Annotated in this window: 20 protein-coding genes; 14 read left to right on the top strand and 6 right to left on the bottom strand. The window is 71.1% G+C overall.

Features of this window, described 5'->3' with window-relative positions; genetic code table 11:
* Positions 1 to 46: 46 nt before the first annotated feature.
* A complete protein-coding gene (locus tag ACFYXA_RS13460; RefSeq protein ID WP_351340871.1) occupies positions 47 to 970 on the bottom strand; it encodes an ABC transporter ATP-binding protein in 924 nt (307 codons plus the stop codon).
* Between the two features lie 228 nt (positions 971 to 1198).
* Here ACFYXA_RS13460 and ACFYXA_RS13455 point away from each other — a divergent pair, with 228 nt between their 5' ends.
* Genes ACFYXA_RS13455 through ACFYXA_RS13420 form a run of 8 tightly spaced genes read left to right on the top strand, consistent with a single transcriptional unit; the run spans position 1199 to position 7807 of the window.
* Entirely contained in the window at positions 1199 to 1960 is a 762-nt protein-coding gene (locus tag ACFYXA_RS13455) for a helix-turn-helix transcriptional regulator (RefSeq protein ID WP_389032022.1), read from the top strand.
* On the top strand, positions 1957 to 3378 hold the full coding sequence (sufB, locus tag ACFYXA_RS13450; RefSeq protein WP_351096933.1) for a Fe-S cluster assembly protein SufB: 1422 nt from the start codon (positions 1957 to 1959) through the stop codon (positions 3376 to 3378). Before ACFYXA_RS13455 ends, sufB begins: the two co-directional genes overlap by 4 nt.
* Before the next feature lie 56 nt (positions 3379 to 3434).
* Positions 3435 to 4619 carry a Fe-S cluster assembly protein SufD gene (gene sufD / locus ACFYXA_RS13445; protein WP_351340866.1) on the top strand — a complete coding sequence of 395 codons (1185 nt, stop codon included), beginning with the start codon at positions 3435 to 3437 and terminating at the stop codon, positions 4617 to 4619.
* Positions 4616 to 4948 carry a non-heme iron oxygenase ferredoxin subunit gene (locus tag ACFYXA_RS13440; protein ID WP_130437392.1) on the top strand — a complete coding sequence of 111 codons (333 nt, stop codon included), beginning with the start codon at positions 4616 to 4618 and terminating at the stop codon, positions 4946 to 4948. The genes sufD and ACFYXA_RS13440 overlap by 4 nt, the downstream gene beginning before the upstream one ends.
* A gap of 7 nt (positions 4949 to 4955) precedes the next feature.
* Entirely contained in the window at positions 4956 to 5741 is a 786-nt protein-coding gene (gene sufC, locus ACFYXA_RS13435) for a Fe-S cluster assembly ATPase SufC (RefSeq protein WP_352247588.1), read from the top strand.
* Entirely contained in the window at positions 5738 to 6994 is a 1257-nt protein-coding gene (locus ACFYXA_RS13430; RefSeq protein WP_352247589.1) for a cysteine desulfurase, read from the top strand. Before sufC ends, ACFYXA_RS13430 begins: the two co-directional genes overlap by 4 nt.
* A gap of 19 nt (positions 6995 to 7013) precedes the next feature.
* The gene (gene sufU / locus ACFYXA_RS13425; RefSeq protein WP_130437395.1) at positions 7014 to 7478 is read left to right on the top strand and encodes a Fe-S cluster assembly sulfur transfer protein SufU; all 465 of its coding nucleotides are present in this window, start codon (positions 7014 to 7016) and stop codon (positions 7476 to 7478) included.
* Positions 7475 to 7807 (top strand): metal-sulfur cluster assembly factor, encoded by a 333-nt coding sequence (locus ACFYXA_RS13420; protein WP_352247590.1) that lies wholly within the window; start codon positions 7475 to 7477, stop codon positions 7805 to 7807. Before sufU ends, ACFYXA_RS13420 begins: the two co-directional genes overlap by 4 nt.
* A gap of 72 nt (positions 7808 to 7879) precedes the next feature.
* Here ACFYXA_RS13420 and ACFYXA_RS13415 read toward each other — a convergent pair whose 3' ends face one another.
* A complete protein-coding gene (locus ACFYXA_RS13415) occupies positions 7880 to 8320 on the bottom strand; it encodes an AbfB domain-containing protein (RefSeq protein WP_352247591.1) in 441 nt (146 codons plus the stop codon).
* A 4-nt stretch (positions 8321 to 8324) separates the two neighbouring features.
* Here ACFYXA_RS13415 and ACFYXA_RS13410 point away from each other — a divergent pair, with 4 nt between their 5' ends.
* The gene (locus tag ACFYXA_RS13410) at positions 8325 to 8549 is read left to right on the top strand and encodes a hypothetical protein (protein ID WP_352247592.1); all 225 of its coding nucleotides are present in this window, start codon (positions 8325 to 8327) and stop codon (positions 8547 to 8549) included.
* Between the two features lie 472 nt (positions 8550 to 9021).
* On the top strand, positions 9022 to 10011 hold the full coding sequence (gene dapD / locus ACFYXA_RS13405) for a 2,3,4,5-tetrahydropyridine-2,6-dicarboxylate N-succinyltransferase (protein WP_352247593.1): 990 nt from the start codon (positions 9022 to 9024) through the stop codon (positions 10009 to 10011).
* A 93-nt stretch (positions 10012 to 10104) separates the two neighbouring features.
* Here dapD and dapA read toward each other — a convergent pair whose 3' ends face one another.
* A complete protein-coding gene (gene dapA / locus ACFYXA_RS13400; protein WP_389032011.1) occupies positions 10105 to 11019 on the bottom strand; it encodes a 4-hydroxy-tetrahydrodipicolinate synthase in 915 nt (304 codons plus the stop codon).
* A gap of 156 nt (positions 11020 to 11175) precedes the next feature.
* Here dapA and ACFYXA_RS13395 point away from each other — a divergent pair, with 156 nt between their 5' ends.
* Both ACFYXA_RS13395 and ACFYXA_RS13390 read left to right on the top strand, forming a co-directional pair.
* Entirely contained in the window at positions 11176 to 11595 is a 420-nt protein-coding gene (locus ACFYXA_RS13395; RefSeq protein WP_389032008.1) for a phage holin family protein, read from the top strand.
* Entirely contained in the window at positions 11592 to 12152 is a 561-nt protein-coding gene (locus ACFYXA_RS13390; RefSeq protein WP_389032005.1) for a DUF3618 domain-containing protein, read from the top strand. The genes ACFYXA_RS13395 and ACFYXA_RS13390 overlap by 4 nt, the downstream gene beginning before the upstream one ends.
* Positions 12153 to 12269: 117 nt before the next feature.
* Here ACFYXA_RS13390 and ACFYXA_RS13385 read toward each other — a convergent pair whose 3' ends face one another.
* On the bottom strand, positions 12270 to 13304 hold the full coding sequence (locus ACFYXA_RS13385; RefSeq protein ID WP_389032001.1) for a YihY/virulence factor BrkB family protein: 1035 nt from the start codon (positions 13302 to 13304) through the stop codon (positions 12270 to 12272).
* A gap of 122 nt (positions 13305 to 13426) precedes the next feature.
* Positions 13427 to 15250, bottom strand: a complete 1824-nt coding sequence (locus ACFYXA_RS13380; protein ID WP_389031998.1) for an endonuclease/exonuclease/phosphatase family protein — start codon at positions 15248 to 15250, stop codon at positions 13427 to 13429.
* A 255-nt stretch (positions 15251 to 15505) separates the two neighbouring features.
* Here ACFYXA_RS13380 and ACFYXA_RS13375 point away from each other — a divergent pair, with 255 nt between their 5' ends.
* Positions 15506 to 16999: a hypothetical protein gene (locus tag ACFYXA_RS13375; protein ID WP_389031995.1), complete on the top strand. Its 1494-nt coding sequence runs from the start codon at positions 15506 to 15508 to the stop codon at positions 16997 to 16999.
* Between the two features lie 27 nt (positions 17000 to 17026).
* The gene (locus tag ACFYXA_RS13370) at positions 17027 to 17599 is read left to right on the top strand and encodes a TetR/AcrR family transcriptional regulator (RefSeq protein ID WP_389031992.1); all 573 of its coding nucleotides are present in this window, start codon (positions 17027 to 17029) and stop codon (positions 17597 to 17599) included.
* Between the two features lie 106 nt (positions 17600 to 17705).
* On the opposite strand, the gene ACFYXA_RS13365 is transcribed toward ACFYXA_RS13370, so the two are convergent.
* Positions 17706 to 18899 carry a TerD family protein gene (locus ACFYXA_RS13365; protein ID WP_389033372.1) on the bottom strand — a complete coding sequence of 398 codons (1194 nt, stop codon included), beginning with the start codon at positions 18897 to 18899 and terminating at the stop codon, positions 17706 to 17708.
* Between the last annotated feature and the right edge of the window lie 20 nt (positions 18900 to 18919).

Raw genomic sequence — 18919 nt, 5'->3', positions numbered from 1 at the left:
GGGAGGCGACCCCCGGACCCCCAGCAGATCCTTGTGCCAGGCGGCGTCATGAACGCAGCTCCCTTCCCGTCAGCTCCAGGAAGACGTCCTCCAGGGTGTGCCGTTCGACCGAGATCCGGTCGGGCATCACCCCGTGCTGCGCGCACCAGGAGGTGACGGTCGCCAGGAGCTGGGGGTCGATCTTCCCGGTGACCCGGTACGAGCCGGGCGTCAGCTCCTCGGCGGTGCTGTCCGCGGGCAGCGCCTTGAGCAGCGAGGCCACGTCCAGTCCGGGGCGGCCGGTGAAGCGGAGCGTGTTCTCGGCGCCGCCGCGGCACAGCTCCTCCGGGGAGCCCTGGGCGATGACCCGGCCCGCGTCGATGATCGCGACGTCGTCGCTGAGCTGCTCGGCCTCGTCCATGTAGTGGGTGGTGAGGATCACGCAGACGCCGTCGGCGCGCAGGTCGCGGACGAGGTCCCAGGTGGCGCGGCGGGCCTGCGGGTCGAGGCCGGCGGTCGGCTCGTCCAGGAAGACCAGTTCAGGGCGTCCGACGACGGCCATCGCCAGCGCGAGCCGCTGCTGCTGCCCGCCGGAGAGCCGGCGGTAGGAGGTCCGGCCGCAGCTGCCGAGCCCGAGCCGCTCCACGAGGGCGTCCACGTCCAGCGGGTTCGCGTGCAGCTTCGCGACATGGCGGAGCATCTCGTCCGCCCGTGCGCCCGAGTAGACGCCGCCGGACTGGAGCATCACGCCGATCCGGGGGCGCAGTTCGCGGGCCTGTCTCACCGGGTCGAGGCCGAGGACGCGCACGGTGCCGGAGTCCGGCTTGCGGTAGCCCTCGCAGGTCTCGATGGTCGTCGTCTTGCCGGCGCCGTTGGGGCCGAGGACGGCGGTGACGCCTGCCCGGGCCTCCAGGTCGAGGCCGTCCACCGCGGTCTTCGTCCCGTACCGCTGCACCAGGGCCTGGACCTGGACGACAGGCTCAGTTCGCATGGACGCAAAGTCTAGGTTCGCGCTCGTCCGCCCGGACGCGCGGGGCCGCCCAGGGGACGCCGGAGGTCCCCCGGGAGAGCCCGGGACGGCCCCGGTGAGACCCGGTTCCCTGGTCGAGCAAAGATCGTTTCCGCAGGTCAGGTTAGCTTTACCTAAGTGATGTAGGGCACCGCCCGGTCGGCCGGACGCGGCTTGCCTGCCTCCGGCGAATTACGCAACAATGGCGTTGTGAAAAACGTCGGACAGGCTCGGGAGACCCCCACGGGGGCCCCTCAGGAGGAGCTGGCGACCGGTGAGCGCTCGACGCGCAACCGGGTCGCGCGCTCCATCCTGGACCACGGGCCGTCGACCGTCACCGAGCTGGCCGGACGCCTCGGGCTCACCCCGGCGGCCGTGCGCAGGCACCTGGACGCGCTGGTCGCCGACGACGTCGTGGAGGCGCGCGAGCAGCGCGTGTACGGCACGCGCACGCGCGGGCGCCCCGCCAAGGTCTTCGCCCTCACCGACTGCGGCCGCGACGCCTTCGACCAGTCCTACGACAAGCTCGCCGCCGACGCCCTGCGCTGGATCCAGGAGCGCTTCGGCGGGGACGAGGCCGTCGTCGCCTTCGCGCGCGCGAGGATCGCCGAACAGGCCGCCGCCTACCGCGAGGCCGTCGAGGCCGCCGCCCCCGAGCAGCGCACCGAAGCACTGGCCAAGGCCCTGAGCGCGGACGGGTACGCTGCTACGGCGCGCAGCGCACCCCTCCCTCAAAAAGGCGAGCAGCTCTGTCAGCACCACTGCCCGGTGGCCCACGTCGCGGAGAAGTTCCCGCAGTTGTGCGAGGCCGAGACGGAGATCTTCTCCCAGCTGCTCGGAACGCACGTCCAGAGACTGGCGACCATCGCGCACGGAGACGGCGTCTGCACGACGTTCATCCCCAAGATTTCCCACACTGATCACCGCAGCCAGAACGCATCTGCAAGCACGGCCGGGAGGAACCCCGCATGACTCTCCCCACGGAGACTGCTCACCCCGAACTCGAGGGCCTGGGCAAGTACGAATACGGCTGGGCCGACTCCGACACGGCCGGCGCGTCCGCGCGTCGCGGCATCAACGAGGACGTCGTCAACGACATCTCCTCGAAGAAGTCCGAGCCGGAGTGGATGACCAAGCTCCGCCTCAAGGGCCTGAAGCTCTTCGAGAAGAAGCCCATGCCGAACTGGGGCTCGGACCTGTCGGGCATCGACTTCGACAACATCAAGTACTTCGTGCGCTCCACGGAGAAGCAGGCGGCGTCCTGGGAGGACCTGCCCGAGGACATCAAGAACACCTACGACAAGCTGGGCATCCCCGAGGCGGAGAAGCAGCGCCTCGTCGCCGGTGTCGCCGCCCAGTACGAGTCGGAGGTCGTCTACCACCAGATCCGCGAGGACCTGGAGGAGCAGGGCGTCATCTTCCTCGACACCGACACCGCGCTGAAGGAGCACCCGGAGCTCTTCAAGGAGTACTTCGGCACCGTCATCCCCGCCGGCGACAACAAGTTCGCCGCGCTGAACACCGCGGTGTGGTCCGGCGGCTCCTTCATCTACGTGCCGAAGGGCGTGCACGTCGAGATCCCGCTCCAGGCCTACTTCCGTATCAACACGGAGAACATGGGCCAGTTCGAGCGGACCCTGATCATCGTCGACGAGGGCGCCTACGTGCACTACGTCGAGGGTTGTACGGCCCCGATCTACAAGTCCGACTCCCTGCACAGCGCCGTCGTCGAGATCATCGTCAAGAAGAACGCCCGCTGCCGCTACACGACCATCCAGAACTGGTCGAACAACGTCTACAACCTGGTCACCAAGCGCGCCGTCGCCTACGAGGGCGCGACCATGGAGTGGATCGACGGCAACATCGGCTCCAAGGTGACGATGAAGTACCCGGCCGTCTACCTGATGGGCGAGCACGCCAAGGGCGAGACCCTCTCCATCGCCTTCGCCGGCGAGGGCCAGCACCAGGACGCCGGCGCCAAGATGGTCCACATGGCGCCGAACACCTCCTCCAACATCGTCTCCAAGTCGGTGGCGCGAGGCGGCGGCCGCACCTCCTACCGCGGTCTCATCGAGATCGGCGAGGGCGCCCCCGGCTCCAAGTCCAACGTGCTGTGCGACGCGCTGCTCGTCGACACCATCTCCCGCTCCGACACGTACCCCTACGTCGACGTGCGTGAGGACGACGTGTCCATGGGCCACGAGGCGACCGTCTCCAAGGTCTCCGAGGACCAGCTCTTCTACCTGATGAGCCGTGGTCTCTCCGAGGACGAGGCGATGGCCATGATCGTGCGCGGCTTCGTCGAGCCCATCGCCAAGGAGCTCCCGATGGAGTACGCGCTGGAGCTCAACCGGCTGATCGAGCTGCAGATGGAAGGCGCCGTCGGCTGACCCCCGGCCCGTCCGTCACGCCCCTTACGTCAACGAAAGCGAGCACTACGACAGCCATGGCTGAGGCTCAGAATCTTCCTGTGGGGTCGACCACCACAGGCTCCATCGCGGTGGCCGCCGAGTCGACCGTCGCCACGCGCATGAGCGCGCCGCCGTCCTTCGACGTCGCGGACTTCCCGGTCCCGCACGGCCGCGAGGAGGAGTGGCGGTTCACCCCGCTGGAGCGCCTGCGCGGCCTGCACGACGGCACCGCCGTCGCGGGCGGCAACGGCGTCAAGGTCACGGTGGAAGCCCCCGAAGGCGTCGTCGTCGAGGCCGTCGGCCGCGACGACGCGCGGCTCGGCAGGGCCGGCACGCCCGTGGACCGCGTCGCCGCCCAGGCGTACTCCGCCTTCGAGCAGGCCGGCGTCGTCTCCGTCCCCAAGGAGACGGTCCTCACCGAGCCGATCCGGATCTCCGTGCACGGCGAGGGCGGCGTCTCCTACGGCCACCAGATCATCGAGCTGGGAGCCTTCGCCGAGGCCGTCGTCGTCATCGACCACACCGGTGACGCCGTGGTCGCAGCCAACGTCGAGTACGTCCTCGGCGACGGCGCCAAGCTGACCGTCGTCTCCGTCCAGGACTGGGACGACAAGGCCGTCCACGTCGCCCAGCACAACGCCCTCGTCGGCCGGGACGCCACCTTCAAGTCGGTGGTCGTCACCTTCGGCGGCGACGTCGTCCGCCTGCACCCGCGCGTGCAGTACGCCGGCACCGGTGGCGAGGCCGAGCTGTACGGCCTGTACTTCACGGACGCCGGCCAGCACCAGGAGCACCGCCTCCTGGTCGACCACAACACCCCGCACTGCAAGTCGAACGTCGCCTACAAGGGCGCCCTCCAGGGCGAGGACGCGCACGCCGTGTGGATCGGCGACGTCCTCATCGAGGCCAAGGCCGAGGGCACCGACACCTACGAGATGAACCGCAACCTCGTCCTCACGGACGGCGCGCGCGTCGACTCGGTGCCGAACCTGGAGATCGAGACCGGCGAGATCGTCGGCGCCGGCCACGCCTCCGCCACCGGCCGCTTCGACGACGAGCAGCTCTTCTACCTGATGGCCCGCGGCATCCCCGAGCACGAGGCCCGCCGCCTCGTCGTCCGCGGCTTCTTCGCCGAGCTGGTCCAGCAGATCGGCGTCGACGACATCGAGGAGCGTCTGCTCGCGAAGATCGAAGAGGAGCTGGAGGCCTCGGTCGCATGACGACCTACGTACGCGCCTGCGGACTGGGCGAGCTGGAGGAGGACACCCCGAAGCGGGTGGAACTCGACGGCACGCCGGTCTCCGTGGTGCGGACCGAGGGGGAGGTGTTCGCGATCCACGACATCTGCTCGCACGCGAACGTCTCGCTCTCCGAGGGCGAGGTGGAGGACTGCCAGATCGAGTGCTGGCTGCACGGCTCCGCCTTCGACCTGCGCACCGGCAAGCCGTCCGGCCTTCCCGCGACGCGCCCCGTCCCCGTATACCCCGTAAAGATCGAAGGGGGCAGCGTCTTCGTCGACGTACGCGCCCCCCTCACCCAGGAGTCCTGAGGCATCCATGGCAACGCTTGAAATCCGAGACCTGCACGTCACCGTCGAGGCCGACAACGCCACGAAGGAGATCCTCAAGGGCGTCGACCTCACCGTGAAGCAGGGCGAGACGCACGCCATCATGGGCCCCAACGGCTCCGGCAAGTCGACGCTCGCCTACTCCCTCGCGGGTCACCCGAAGTACACGATCACCGGCGGCACCGTCACTCTCGACGGCGAGGACGTCCTGGAGATGTCCGTCGACGAGCGCGCCCGCGCCGGCCTGTTCCTCGCCATGCAGTACCCGGTCGAGGTCCCCGGCGTGTCCGTGTCGAACTTCCTGCGCACCTCCGCCACCGCCGTCCGCGGCGAGGCCCCCAAGCTGCGCACCTGGGTGAAGGAGGTCAAGGAGGCCATGCAGCGCCTCAACATGGACCCCTCCTTCGCCGAGCGCAACGTCAACGAGGGCTTCTCCGGCGGTGAGAAGAAGCGCCACGAGATCCTCCAGCTCGAACTGCTCAAGCCGAAGGTCGCGATCCTCGACGAGACCGACTCTGGCCTGGACGTCGACGCGCTCCGCATCGTCTCCGAGGGCGTCAACCGCGTCCGCGAGACCGGCGAGGTCGGCACCCTGCTGATCACGCACTACACGCGCATCCTGCGCTACATCAAGCCCGACTTCGTCCACGTCTTCTCCGGCGGCCGCATCGTCGAGTCCGGCGGCGCCGAGCTCGCCGACAAGCTGGAGAACGAGGGGTACGAGGCATATGCGAAGCACGACGCAGTCGACACGAAGGGTGGCGTATCCGCGTGACACAGCTGCCGGGCCTCCTCGACACAGAGGCGATCCGCAAGGACTTCCCGATCCTGGACCGTCTGGTCCACGACGACCGGAAGCTCGTCTACCTGGACAACGCGGCGACCTCGCAGAAGCCGCGCCAGGTGCTGGACGCCCTGAGCGAGTACTACGAGCGCTACAACGCCAACGTCCACCGCGGTGTGCATGTGCTCGCCGAGGAGGCCACGGCGCTGTACGAGGGCGCGCGTGACAAGGTCGCGTCCTTCATCAACGCGCCCTCGCGCGACGAGGTGATCTTCACCAAGAACGCCTCGGAGTCGCTCAACCTCGTGGCGAACATGCTGGGCTGGGCCGACGAGCCCTACCGCGTGGACTCCGAGACCGAGATCGTCATCACGGAGATGGAGCACCACTCCAACATCGTGCCGTGGCAGCTGCTCTCGCAGCGCACGGGCGCGAAGCTGAAGTGGTTCGGCCTCACCGACGACGGCCGCCTCGACCTGTCGAACATCGACGAGATCATCACGGAGAAGACGAAGATCGTCTCCTTCGTGCTGGTGTCGAACATCCTCGGCACGGTCAACCCGGTCGAGGCGATAGTCCGCCGGGCGCAGGAGGTCGGCGCGCTGGTCTGCATCGACGCCTCGCAGGCCGCCCCCCACATGCCGCTGGACGTGCAGGCCCTCCAGGCCGACTTCGTGGCCTTCACCGGCCACAAGATGTGCGGCCCGACCGGCATCGGCGTGCTGTGGGGCCGCCAGGAGCTGCTGGAGGACCTGCCTCCGTTCCTCGGCGGCGGCGAGATGATCGAGACGGTGTCCATGCACTCCTCGACCTACGCGCCCGCCCCGCACAAGTTCGAGGCGGGCACGCCCCCGGTCGCCCAGGCGGTCGGTCTCGGCGCGGCCATCGACTATCTGTCCTCGATCGGCATGGACAAGATCCTCGCTCACGAGCACGCGCTCACCGAGTACGCGGTGAAGCGGTTCGCCGAGGTCCCCGACCTGCGGATCATCGGCCCGACCACGGCCGAGGACCGCGGCGCGGCGATCTCCTTCACGCTCGGCGACATCCACCCGCACGACGTGGGCCAGGTCCTCGACGAGCAGGGCATCGCGGTCCGCGTCGGCCACCACTGCGCGCGACCCGTCTGCCTGCGCTACGGAATTCCCGCGACGACGCGAGCGTCGTTCTATCTGTACTCCACGCCCGCCGAGATCGACGCTCTGGTGGACGGCCTGGAGCACGTACGGAACTTCTTCGGCTGAGGGGTTGGCGAGCGAGCGCATGAAGCTGGACTCCATGTACCAGGAAGTCATCCTGGACCACTACAAGCACCCGCACGGGCGTGGTCTGCGCGACGGCGACGCCGAGGTGCACCACGTGAACCCGACCTGCGGCGACGAGATCACCCTGCGGGTGAAGTACGCCGGCACGAAGATCGAGGACGTCTCGTACGAGGGCCAGGGCTGCTCCATCAGCCAGGCGAGCGCGTCCGTGCTGAACGAACTCCTCGTCGGCAAGGAGCTGTCCGAGGCGCACCGGATCCAGGAGACCTTCCTGGAGCTGATGCAGTCCAAGGGCAGGATCGAGCCGGACGACGCGATGGAGGAGGTGCTGGAGGACGCGGTCGCGTTCGCCGGCGTCTCCAAGTACCCGGCCCGGGTCAAGTGCGCCCTCCTCAGCTGGATGGCGTGGAAGGACGCGACGGCCCAGGCGCTGGGCGCCGACGCCGAAAGGAAGACGGCATGAGCGAGACCCTGGAGATGAAGCCGGCCTCGGAGGACGAGGTCCGCGAGGCGCTGTACGACGTCGTCGACCCCGAGCTGGGCATCGACGTCGTCAACCTCGGCCTCATCTACGGCATTCACATCGACGACGCGAACATCGCGACGATCGACATGACCCTGACCTCCGCGGCCTGCCCGCTGACGGACGTCATCGAGGACCAGGCGAAGTCCGCCACGGACGGCCTCGTCAACGAGCTGCGCATCAACTGGGTCTGGATGCCGCCGTGGGGCCCGGACAAGATCACCGACGACGGCCGCGAGCAGCTTCGGGCGCTCGGCTTCAACGTCTGAGGAGTGCGGTGACGCGTGTGGCCCCCGGCGGGAATCGCCGGGGGCCACACGTGTGTGCGGGTGACGGTCCGCTCAGGCGAGACCGTCGACGAGGCGGAACGCGAAGTCCTCGCTCCCGCGGGTGTTGTAGCCGTACTGGTCCAGACGCAGCTGCATGTTCTGGTGCCGCAGCGCGCGGTCGGGGTAGTTGACCGAACGCAGCGTCATGGAGCCCGAGTAGGGCGACCAGTTGGGGCAGAAGGTGGCGTCCTGGGAGAACAGGTTCGAGCCGTCGTTGCGTTCCGCGCGCAGCACGAAGTTGCGGTGGCGCAGATACGTGCCGTCGGCCGTCCTGAACGAGTAGCAGGAGCTGTTGGACAGGCCCGCCACGACGTCGAAGGAGGCGTCCTCGCGGAACTCCGAGCCGCCGCTCTGTTCGAGCCGCACCAGGCCGCCGCTCGCGCGCCAGTAGCGGTCGGGGTAGTTGACCGACTGCACCGACTTGCGGTTGCTCGCCGGCCGCGGCGCGGGCACGTCCTTGACCGGCGGCGCCTGCGGGGCGGGGGCGGTGGACGGGCGGGGCGACGAACTCCCCTGCGGCCGGGGCGACCCCGAGGCGGACGGCGAGGCCGACGCCGAAGCGGACGCGGACGGCGAGGGGCTCCCGGCCGACGCGGACGCCGAAGGGGATCCGCTCGCCGAGGGTGTGGCGAAAGAGATCAGCCCCGAGGTCGTCTCCTTGTCGGACGTCGTCCGGCCCTGACGGGCGGCCGACTGCTTGTCGTTGGCCTTTTCGGTCACGGATATCGCCGTCACGCAGGCCACCACGGTGGCCACGGCGAGAGCGCCGGCCAGCCACAGCCGTCGCGTTCCGGGAGCCCGGGAGCTTTCCGGGGCCCAACCGTTCCCCCAGGGTTGCTCCGGGGAAGGCCGGGACTTGTTGTCTGGCATGCGCTGTTCCTCCAGCGGCGCTCGTGTCGGCGGCCGCGGCTGCGAAGGCCCGGTATGTGAACGGTGAAACATTAGTGGAACGTGTGGCTGGTGAGCAGCCGTTTCAGCGAGCGGTTTCCATAACGGTTTCTCATACAGGGGCACTTGTGGGCGGGCCGGCCCGCGCGGTGGCGGTCGGGACGCGCACGGCGCCGCCGAAGCGGACCCGCGCCCGCCCCGACCGCCACCTGAGACGCCGGGCGGCAGGTTGGCCTCGGGTGGGGCTTGCCGGTTAGGTTGCGCTCATGACCGAAACGACTGCTCCTCGCACCACCGGCGCCGCGGCCGCCGGGCTCGCCACGCTCGCCGCCGACGGCACCGTTCTCGACACCTGGTTCCCCGCGCCCGAGCTCACCGCCGAGCCCGGTCCGGCCGGCACCGAGCGCCTCTCTCCCGAGAAGGCCGTGGAGCTGCTCGGCGAGGGCGCGGCCAAGGCCGTCGGCCCGGACGCCCGCCGGGGCGTCGAGGTCGTCGCGGTCCGCACGGTCATCGCCTCCCTCGACGACAAGCCGCTCGACGCGCACGACGTCTACCTGCGGCTCCACCTGCTCTCCCACCGCCTGGTCAAGCCGCACGGCCAGAGCCTGGACGGCATGTTCGGCCACCTGGCCAACGTCGCGTGGACGTCTCTCGGCCCGGTCGCCGTGGACGACGTCGAGAAGGTCCGTCTGAACGCGCGCGCCGAGGGCCTGCACCTCCAGGTGACCTCGATCGACAAGTTCCCGCGCATGACGGACTACGTGGCCCCCAAGGGCGTCCGCATCGCCGACGCGGACCGCGTCCGCCTGGGCGCACACCTCGCCGATGGCACCACGGTCATGCACGAGGGCTTCGTGAACTTCAACGCCGGCACGCTCGGCACGTCCATGGTCGAGGGCCGCATCTCCGCGGGCGTCGTCGTGGGCGACGGCTCCGACATCGGCGGCGGCGCGTCCACGATGGGCACGCTCTCCGGCGGCGGCAACGTGATCATCTCCATCGGCGAGCGCTGCCTGGTCGGCGCGGAGGCGGGCGTCGGCATCGCGCTGGGCGACGAGTGCGTCGTCGAGGCGGGCCTCTACGTCACGGCGGGCACCCGGGTGACCATGCCCGACGGCCAGATCGTCAAGGCCCGCGACCTCTCCGGCGCCTCGAACATCCTCTTCCGCCGCAACTCGGTCACCGGCGCGGTCGAGGCCCGCCCGAACAACGCGGTCTGGGGCGGCCTGAACGAGATCCTGCACAGCCACAACTGAGACGCTTCGCGTCGGTGGTGGAGAGCGCCCCTCGGCTTTTGGCTGAGGGGCGCTCTCGCTGTTTCTCGCGGCCGCGCCGGCCGGTGCGGCCTCCTACTCCGGGCTCGTCATGAGGTGGTCGTAGGCCGCTCGGAGGGCGCGGGTCGTTTCCGGGGTGGCGGGGAGCAGCGGGGGGCGGAGCGCGCCGGAGGGGAGGGCGAGGGAGGTCAGGAGGGCCTTGGCGGTGACCGTGCCGGGCAGGTCGGTGGCCATCATCGCCTCGATGAGGTCCAGCGCGCGCAGCTGGAGCCGGGCGGCCTCGCGGGTGTCGCCCCGGTCGAACGCGTCCAGGATCGAGCGGAGCCGGCGCGGGGCCACGTTGGCTACCGTGCTGACGTAGCCGGCCGCGCCCACCGCGTACAGGGCGAGGATCTGCTCGTCGCAGCCCGCGTAGTACGCCAGTCGGGTGCGGGCCAGGATCTTCTGGACGCCCAGGAGGTCGCTGGAGCAGTCCTTCACCGCCACGATCCCCGGGTGCTCCGCGAGCCGGATCATCGTCTCCGGCGCGATGCGCACGCCGGTGCGGCCGGGCACGTCGTACAGCATCACCGGCAGCCCGCAGGCGTCCGCGACCTCGCGGAAGTGGGCCTCCAGGGCGTCCTGCGGGGGTCTGCTGTAGTAGGGGGCGGCGACGAGGACGCCGTCCGCGCCGGCCTTCCCGGCGGACAGGGCGAGATCGACGGTGTGCCGGGTGTCGGCGGTGGTCACGCCCGCCACCAGCGGCACCCCGTCGCCGACGGCCTCGCGCACCGCCCGGACCAGCTCCGCCTTCTCCGTGTCCGACGTGGTCGGGGACTCGCCCGTCGTCCCCGACAGCACGAGCCCGTCGCAGCCGTGCGTGACCAGCCGGTCGGCGAGCCGCTGCGCGCCGTCGAGGTCGAGCACCCCCGACTCCGTGAAGGGCGTGATCATCGCGCAGAGGGCGCGGCCGAAGGGAGGAACGGGGCTGTGCGGGAGTCCGGTTGTCATACGGGTAGCTTCGGCCAGGCAGGAGTGAAGCTCCACTTAAATCTGCTACGGGATAAAGATTAGCGCTGCTGCATGGTGAGAGGCATGGGCGGGCAGGGGTAGCGCCCGGCGCGTGCGGGTACCCGGAGGGTCCGGACCGAGAGGAGGCGGAACAGCGTGACCGGGACCACGGACATCCGGCCCGTCCACGACGGGCACCACACGGTCGGCGAACTCGTGAACCAGGCCGGCGAACAGCTCTCCCAGCTCGTGCGGCAGGAACTCGCCCTCGCCAAGGAGGAGCTGACCGAGAAGGGCCGTCGCGCGGGGCGCGGCGGCGGAATGCTCGGCGGTGCGGGCGCGTTCGCCTACGCGGGTCTGCTCGGGCTCGCCGGGACGGGCGTCGCCGCGCTCTCGCTCGTGCTGCCCCTCTGGGCGGCGGCGCTCATCGTGACGGCGGTGCTGTTCGCGATCGCCGCCGTGCTGGCCGTGACCGGCCGCAGCCAGCTGCGCCGGGCCACGCCCCCCACCCCCGAGGAAACCATCGGCAGTGTCAAGGCCGACGTCGAGGAGATCAGGGAAAGGGCGCATCGATGACGGACAGGACCACGGCGGCGGAGCTGCGCCGACAGATCGCCGAGACGCGCAGCCAACTCGGCCACACGGTAGAGGAGTTGGCGGCGAAGACGGACCTTCGCGGACGGGCCCGCGCGCGGGCGGCGGACCTCAGGGACCGCGCGGGCGCGATGACGGTCCAGCTCCGCAGCACAGCGGCCCAGGCGGGCCACACCGTGCAGGAGAAGGCCGGCCGCGCGACCCACACCGTGCAGAGCAGGGCCGGGCGCGCGACGCACGCGGTGCAGGACGGCGCGGGACGGGCCGGTCATACGGTCCAGGAGAAGGCGGGGCTGGCGGGCCACGCCGTCCAGAGCAGGGCCAGGGAGGCCGCTCTCACCGCCCAGGACAAGGCCGTGCACGCACGGCACGGCCTGCAGGAGACGACGTCCCGCGCGGGCCGCGGCATGCCCGAGGCGATGCGCGCCCCGGCGCGGTTCGCCCGGCAGCATCCGCGTCCGATGATCGTCGCCGCGGTGGCGGGCGCGGTACTCCTCACGGCGGGTGTCATGGGGCGGCGCCGGGCGGCCCGCCGCTGACGGCTTCCTGTGACGGCGGCAGGACGGAAGGGCCCGGCACCCCGTGTGGGTGCCGGGCCCTTCCGTGTGTGCCGGGCCGGTCGCGCGGTGTGCTGCGCTGGTCGCGCGTCCGCGCCCTCAGGCCGACGGCGCCGAGGGCGGCGGGGCCGAGCGGCCGCGCCGGGCCGCCGCCCACGTCGTGCGCAGCCAGGCCGGCCACTTCCGGGTGTCCCGCGGCTCCACGTACGGCTCGGTGTACGGGGCCTCGGTCTCCTCCCGTTCCCGCCCGCCGCACACGATCGCCCGCTCCCGCGCCAGCTCCGCGTCGAACTCCAGCCCCAGCAGGATCGCCAGATTGCTCAGCCACAGCCACACCAGGAAGACGACGGCCCCCGCGAGAGTGCCGTACGTCCGGTTGTAGAGCGAGAAGTTGGCCGCGTAGAGCGCGAACCCGCCCGAGGCGACGAGCCAGATGAGGGTGGCGACGAAACTGCCGGGGGAGACCCAACGAAAGCCGCGGCCACGGACGTTGGGAGCGGCCCAGTACAGCAGGGCGATCATCAGCACGACGAGGAGCAGCAGCACCGGCCACTTGGCCACGCCCCACACCGCGATCGCCGCGTCGCCGGCCCCCACCAGCCTGCCCGCCCGCTCGGCCAGCGGCCCGGTGAAGACGACGATGAGCGCGCTCGCCGCCAGCATCAGCATCAGCGTCACGGTCAGCGCGAGGCGCAGCGGCGTCAGCTTCCACACCGGCCGGCCCTCCGGCAGGTCGTACACCGCGTTCGACGCCCGGATGAACGCGGCGACGTAGCCGGACGCCGACCACAGCGCGGCGAGCAGGCCGGCGATCGCCAGCACGCCGCTCGTGCCGCCGCTGTCGCCGAGCTGGACCACCGAGTCGCGCAGGATGTCCCGGGCCGGCCCCGGTGTCAGCTCCCCTATGTTGTCGAGGATGGCGTCGGTGGCGCGGCGGCCGACCACGCCCAGCGCGGACACCATCACCAGCAGCGCCGGGAACAGCGACAGCACGCCGTAGTACGTCAACGCGGCGGCCCGGTCGGAGAGTTCGTCGTCGAGCAGTTCCTTCGCCGTGCGCCGGGTCACCGCCCACCACGAACGGGCGGGCAACCGGCCGGGAGCACGCCCCGCCTCCTGCGAATCCTCGTCCATGACCTGCGTGTCTCCCGAAACGGGGCCGCGAACCGCGCGCAGACCGGGTTTGCCCGGCCGGAAACCCGGGGCCGGCCGAACCGTGTGTCCGGCCGGCCCCGCCGGCCTGTGCCGGCCGCCGCCTACGGCTGGAAGCGCAGCACCTGCGGGTCGTGGTCGCTGATCTGGTCGTGGAACTCCGAGTTCACGTGCACGCTGTCGTACTCGAAGACCCCGCGCCGGATCGCCGGGCTGACCAGGATCTGGTCGAGGACCTGGCTGTTGCCCTGGTAGACGTAGGAGTAACGCTCCTCCCTCGGCAGCGACTTGATCGCCGACCACAGCTCGCCGTCGCCTTCGAGGACGTCCGCGGTGCCGGAGAACTCGAAGTCGTTGATGTCGCCGAGCGCGATGACGTTCGCCTTGCGCTCGGTGTCCAGGATGTCCTTCACGAACCCGTTGACCAGGGCCGCCTGCTGGTGGCGCTGGACCTCCGAGCTGCGCGCCGCCGGCTGGTACTGCGAGGTCAGACCCTGGTCGCCGCCCTTGGAGTTGAAGTGGTTGGCGATCACGAAGACCGTGCGGCCCTGGAAGACGAACTCGCCGACCAGCGGCTTGCGGCTGGAGTTGAAGGCGGTGTTCGCCGGGTCGATGCGGCCGGGGGAGACCGTCAGGGCCGCCTTGCCGCGGACCCCGGTGACGCCGGCCGCGGTCGTGGCGTCGCCGCCGGCGCGGTCGGTGAAGGAGACCCGCTCCGGGTTGAACAGGAAGACCTGGCGGATGTTGCCGCCCGGCTCCCCGCCGTCGGCGTTGTTCACCGGGTCGACGGAGCGCCAGTCGTAGCGCGGGCCGCCCGCGGCGACGATCGCGTCGATCAGCTTGCGCACCGTCTGCCCGGCGGTCACCGTGCCGTCGTTCTTCGCGCCGTTGTCGTCCTGGATCTCCTCCAGGGACACGATGTCGGGCGACTGCAGGTGCTGCACGATCGCGGCGGCGTGCGCGGCGAAGGTCGTGTCGCCCGGGTCGAGGTTCTCGACGTTGTACGTCGCCACGGCCAGCTCGCGCTCGCCCTGCTTGCGCGTGGTCTCACGCTGCAAGCCGGCGCTCTCCAGCGTGCCGATCCGGTTGCCGACCAGGGTGTACCCGCCGAACTGGTTGTAGTCCAGGGGCCCTTCGGTCACGCCCGCGAGCACGTCGCCGACGTTCGCCTTCGGGAAGGCGGCCACCGCGCCGAGCGACTGGATCTGCAGCCGGCCCGTGTTCTGCTGCTTGTACGAGCCGTAGACCGTGCCGCCGCTGGGGTTGGCGTTCTCCTGCGGCTTCACCGTGACCCACAGCTCGGTGTACGGGTCGGTCGCGCCGACCACCCGGGTGTCCTTGACCCGGATGTTCTGGCCTTCGAGGGACTCGTAGTAGTCCAGGGCGTACTTCCGCGGCTTCAGCGTCAGGCCGTTCACCGAGCCGTTCGCGGCCGGGTCGCCCTCCGGGGCGTACTTGTTCGGGACCGACCCGGCGTCCACGACCACGGCGGACGGGACCGGGTTGCCGCTGGAGACGACGGTGACCGTCGGCCGCACGATCTCCGTCACCGACTGGTTGCCGGTCGAGGCGCCGCCGGGGACGAACTCCGAGACCGTGCCGTTCACGGTGACGGAGTCACCCACGGCGACCTTGGGCGCGGAGCTGGTGAAGACGAAGACGCCCTCGCTGGTGGCGGGGTCGGCGTCCGGGGACGGGTCCTGGATCCAGAAGCCTCTGGAGGAGCCGTAGGAGCGCACCCCGGTGACGATTCCGGTGACGTCGGTGACCTGCTGACCGGCGTACGGGGATATCCGGGTGGTTCCCTGGATGTCGTGGATGCGCACGGCGTCGGCGTGCGCGGGCGAGGCGATGGCGACGGCGGACGCCGCGGAGCAGACGGCGGCGACGGTGAGCGCGGCGAGGCGCGCGGAAGACCTGCTAGGCAACGGATTCCCTCCGGGGGACGTGCATGAGCGCCGGGACGAGGGTGAGGCGTGGGCGCGGACGGACGCGCGGAGAAAGATCAGTGAACACCTGTCCCCCCAACTTCTACGCGCGTCAATCTCCTGCCTGCTCCGGCCAGTTGTCAAGGTTTCGGCCATGTACGGATGCCGTCCGGCAGATGAACCGGGCGGCATGGGTGGATATCCGTCTAGGCTGAGCGACTGAGTGGCACCACGCGTTTCGAGGAGAACCAGCCGATGTCAGACAGCTCGCCCCTGCCGCCCGTACGGCTGATCTCCGAAGCGGAGCTGGCGCGCGACGCGCTGTCGACCCCGTTGCTCGCCCGGGCCGCCCGCCTCGCCCGCTGGGCCGGGCCCGGCACCCTCGTCGACGCCGGGGGCGGACTCGTCGACGAACAGCTTCCGGCCGCCGCCGAACTCCTCGGCCTCACCGGCGACGACGCCGCCGCCTGCGCGAGCGAGGCGTGGCGGGTGGCGGTGGACACCGGTCTTGTCGAGATCACCGACGAGGAGAACGGCGCCGTCGCCCCCGGCGAGGAACTCGCCCTGCTGACCGGCGGTTCCCCGCACGACGTGCTCGCCGTCTGGCTCGCCGCGCTGGAGACGGTCCTCGCCGACGCGAGCGTGCCCGACCTCGACGACCTGATCGACGCCATGGACGCCGACGGCGGTCATGTCGACTTCTCCCAGCTGGACTTCGACCCCGAGCGGGAGGCCGCCTTCCTCGACGGCGTGCTCGGCAACCTCTACCTGCTCACCGTCGGCGAGGACGGCCCCGGCGACGCGGCCGTCCCGCTGCCCGCGCTCGCCGCCTCCATGATCGTCCCCGGTGACGCGGCCGAGCCCAGCAACGACATGCTGGAGCAGATCTCCGACGCGATGATGCGCCTCGACGACCAGTTCCGCCTGCTGGAGCCGATCGGCCTCGTCTCCTACCGGCCCGTCGACGAGGCGCTGATGCGGGACGCCGACGAGAGCGGCGGGACCGCGGGGGCTGAGGGTTCCGGGGGGTCCGGCGGGGCCGGTGGCTCGGGGGAGGGGGCCGCCGCCTCGGCCGACGACATCGAGGTCGCCCGCTACGGCATGGTGCGCCTCACCCCGCTCGGCCTGTACGGGCTGCGAGCGCGGCTGCTGGAGGCCGGCTTCACCGCGCCCGCCGTCGGCGACCTCGCCGACAAGGGCGCCGACGCCCTCCTCGACGGCAGCGCCGGGTACGGTCCGCAGGCCGCCCGTGCCGAGACCGAGCACTGGCTCGCCCGCCGCGAACCCCTCGCCGCCGCGCGCGAGTTGCTCGCCGCCGCCAGGGGCTCCGACACGGGAGCGCCGCTGCGCCGGCTGCGCTGCCAGCAGGCCCTGTCCCTGGTCGGGGACCAGGCCGAACCGGCCGTGCGGGAGGTCCTGGACGACGCCGAACTCGGCGGTCTGGCCCGGGTCTGGCTGACCGAGCTGGGCGCGACCGACGTTCCGCCGCCGTCAGAGGCGATGATCTTCTGGCTCACCATCGACACCCTGGCCGCCCAGCTCGCCGCCGAGGGCAACTCCGAGGAACTCCAGGCGCTGGTCGAGGGGCTGGCCCAGCAGCACAGCGGGTTCTTCGCCGCGGCCTGGCGGGTCGAGCACCCGGCCACTGTGGACGTGCTGGAGGCGATGGGCCGCCTCCACCCCGACAAGCGCGTCGCCAAGGAGGCCCGCAAGGCCGCCTTCAAGGCCCGCTCCCAGCAGGGCGGCTGACGCCGGTCCCTGAAGAGGAGGCGCGGTATGACGCGGGCCAGACCCATGCGCGCGGACGCCCGCCGCAACTACGAGCGGTTGCTGGAGGCGGCCGCCCAGGCCTTCGCCGAACACGGGGAGGGCGCGTCCCTCGACGACATCGCCAAGCGCGCGGGCGTCGGCTCGGGCACGCTGTACCGGCACTTCCCGACGCGTCAGACGCTGCTGGAGGCTGCCTACGTCGACCGGATCGAGGCGTTCGCGGTCCGCGCGGACGAACTCGGCGCGCGGCTCCCGCCGGGGGAGGCGCTGGTGGCGTGGCTGATCGACCTGTGCGCCGGCACGCTCCAGGTCCGCGGCTTGAAGGCGCTGTTGGGCTCAGCCGTCACGGACGGCGGCGGCCGTGCGGTCCCGGCGTGCGCGACGAGCGTGACGGAGGCGGCGGCCCGGCTGGTGGAAGCGGCGCAGCGGGAGGGGGCCCTGCGGGCGGACGTCACCCCCATGGAACTGCTGCGGCTGGCGCACGGCCTGGCGACGGCGGCGGAACTGACCGACGGGGGCGGCGACAGCATCCGGCGGTACGTCACGCTGCTGACGGAGGGACTGCGGCCGGGGCGCTGAGGCGGGCGGCGGGCGCGCCGTCGGGGAGCGCGCCCGCGGCTGCCGTGCGGGGTGTGATCGGGCGGGGTGTGGTCGGGAGCGGGTGTGATCGGGCGGGGGCCCGCGTTCAGAGCGCCTGGGCGGCCGGCTTCACCATGTTCCGTACCGTCCGGGCCTTCACGAACTCGCCCATCGCCGTCATCTCCCACTCACCGGAGAACTGGCGGATCAGCTTCGCCATCATCACGCCCGTCTGCGGCTCCGCGCCGGTGAGGTCGAAGCGGACCAGCTCCTCGCCGGTCGTGGCGTCCAGCAGACGGCAGTAGGCCTTGGCCACCTCGGTGAACTTCTGCCCGGAGAACGAGTTGACGGTGAAGACCAGGCCGGTCACCTCCTGCGGGAGCCGGCCCAGGTCGACGGCGATCACCTCGTCGTCCCCGCCGCCCTCGCCGGTGAGGTTGTCACCGGAGTGCTTGATCGCGCCGTTGACGATGCTCAGCTTGCCGAAGTAGCAGCTGTCGATGTGATTGCGCTGCGGGCCGTACGCGATGACCGAGGCATCGAGGTCGATGTCCCGGCCCCGGTACGCCGGCTCCCAGCCGAGGCCCATCCTGACCTGCGACAGCAGGGGCTGGCCGCCCTTCATGAGGGAGACGGTCTGGTTCTTCTGGAGGCTGACGCGGCCCTTGTCGAGGTTGATCTTGCCGGTGCCGGCGGCCGGCGTAGGGGGTACGGGAGGCGGCGCCTGCGGCATCGGCGGCGCGGTGACGGCGGGGGCTGCGGGCGCCGCGGGGACGGTGGGCGCCGCCGGCTGGGGCGGCGTAGCCGGTTCCTCTACCGTGACGCCGAAGTCGGTGGCGATGCCGGCCAGACCGTCGGCGTACCCCTGGCCCACCGCGCGGGCCTTCCACGCGCCGTTGCGCAGGTAGATCTCCACGACCAGCAGCGCCGTCTCGTCGCCCAGCTGCGGGGGCGTGAACGTCGCCAGGACGCTGTGGTCGTCGGCGTTGCGGATGGTGGCCGTCGGTTCGATGCCCCGGAACGTCTGTCCGGCGGCGTCGGGGCTCGCCGTGACGACGATCTTCTCGATGCCCGGCGGGACCGCGGAGGTGTCGACCGTGATCGCGTCGGGGGCCGCGCCGCCGCCGGAGCGGTAGGTCACGCCGGGGCCGCTCGGCTGGTTGTAGAAGATGAAGTCGTCGTCGGAGCGCACCTTGCCGTCGGCGGTGAGCAGCAGGCCCGAGACGTCGAGGCGCACGGGGGCGGTGACGTCGACCGCCACGCGGGGGGCGGTGAGGGGGATGTTCGAGCCGGGGGTCATAGCTGTCATGCCAGGAGAAC

It is taken from the genome of Streptomyces sp. NPDC002566 (assembly GCF_042889585.1).
Taxonomy (GTDB): domain Bacteria; phylum Actinomycetota; class Actinomycetes; order Streptomycetales; family Streptomycetaceae; genus Streptomyces.
This window is presented reverse-complemented; position numbering and strand designations above follow the sequence as displayed.

Bases quoted from the DNA above. Each gene is read 5' to 3' on its own strand.
- ACFYXA_RS13460 (WP_351340871.1), bottom strand. From the start codon at position 970: ATGCGAACTGAGCCTGTCGTCCAGGTCCAGGCCCTGGTGCAGCGGTAC.
- sufB (WP_351096933.1), top strand. From the start codon at position 1,957: ATGACTCTCCCCACGGAGACTGCTCACCCCGAACTCGAGGGCCTGGGC.
- sufD (WP_351340866.1), top strand. From the start codon at position 3,435: ATGGCTGAGGCTCAGAATCTTCCTGTGGGGTCGACCACCACAGGCTCC.
- ACFYXA_RS13440 (WP_130437392.1), top strand. From the start codon at position 4,616: ATGACGACCTACGTACGCGCCTGCGGACTGGGCGAGCTGGAGGAGGAC.
- sufC (WP_352247588.1), top strand. From the start codon at position 4,956: ATGGCAACGCTTGAAATCCGAGACCTGCACGTCACCGTCGAGGCCGAC.
- sufU (WP_130437395.1), top strand. From the start codon at position 7,014: ATGAAGCTGGACTCCATGTACCAGGAAGTCATCCTGGACCACTACAAG.
- ACFYXA_RS13420 (WP_352247590.1), top strand. From the start codon at position 7,475: ATGAGCGAGACCCTGGAGATGAAGCCGGCCTCGGAGGACGAGGTCCGC.
- dapD (WP_352247593.1), top strand. From the start codon at position 9,022: ATGACCGAAACGACTGCTCCTCGCACCACCGGCGCCGCGGCCGCCGGG.
- dapA (WP_389032011.1), bottom strand. From the start codon at position 11,019: ATGACAACCGGACTCCCGCACAGCCCCGTTCCTCCCTTCGGCCGCGCC.
- ACFYXA_RS13390 (WP_389032005.1), top strand. From the start codon at position 11,592: ATGACGGACAGGACCACGGCGGCGGAGCTGCGCCGACAGATCGCCGAG.
- ACFYXA_RS13385 (WP_389032001.1), bottom strand. From the start codon at position 13,304: ATGGACGAGGATTCGCAGGAGGCGGGGCGTGCTCCCGGCCGGTTGCCC.
- ACFYXA_RS13375 (WP_389031995.1), top strand. From the start codon at position 15,506: ATGTCAGACAGCTCGCCCCTGCCGCCCGTACGGCTGATCTCCGAAGCG.
- ACFYXA_RS13370 (WP_389031992.1), top strand. From the start codon at position 17,027: ATGACGCGGGCCAGACCCATGCGCGCGGACGCCCGCCGCAACTACGAG.
- ACFYXA_RS13365 (WP_389033372.1), bottom strand. From the start codon at position 18,899: ATGACCCCCGGCTCGAACATCCCCCTCACCGCCCCCCGCGTGGCGGTC.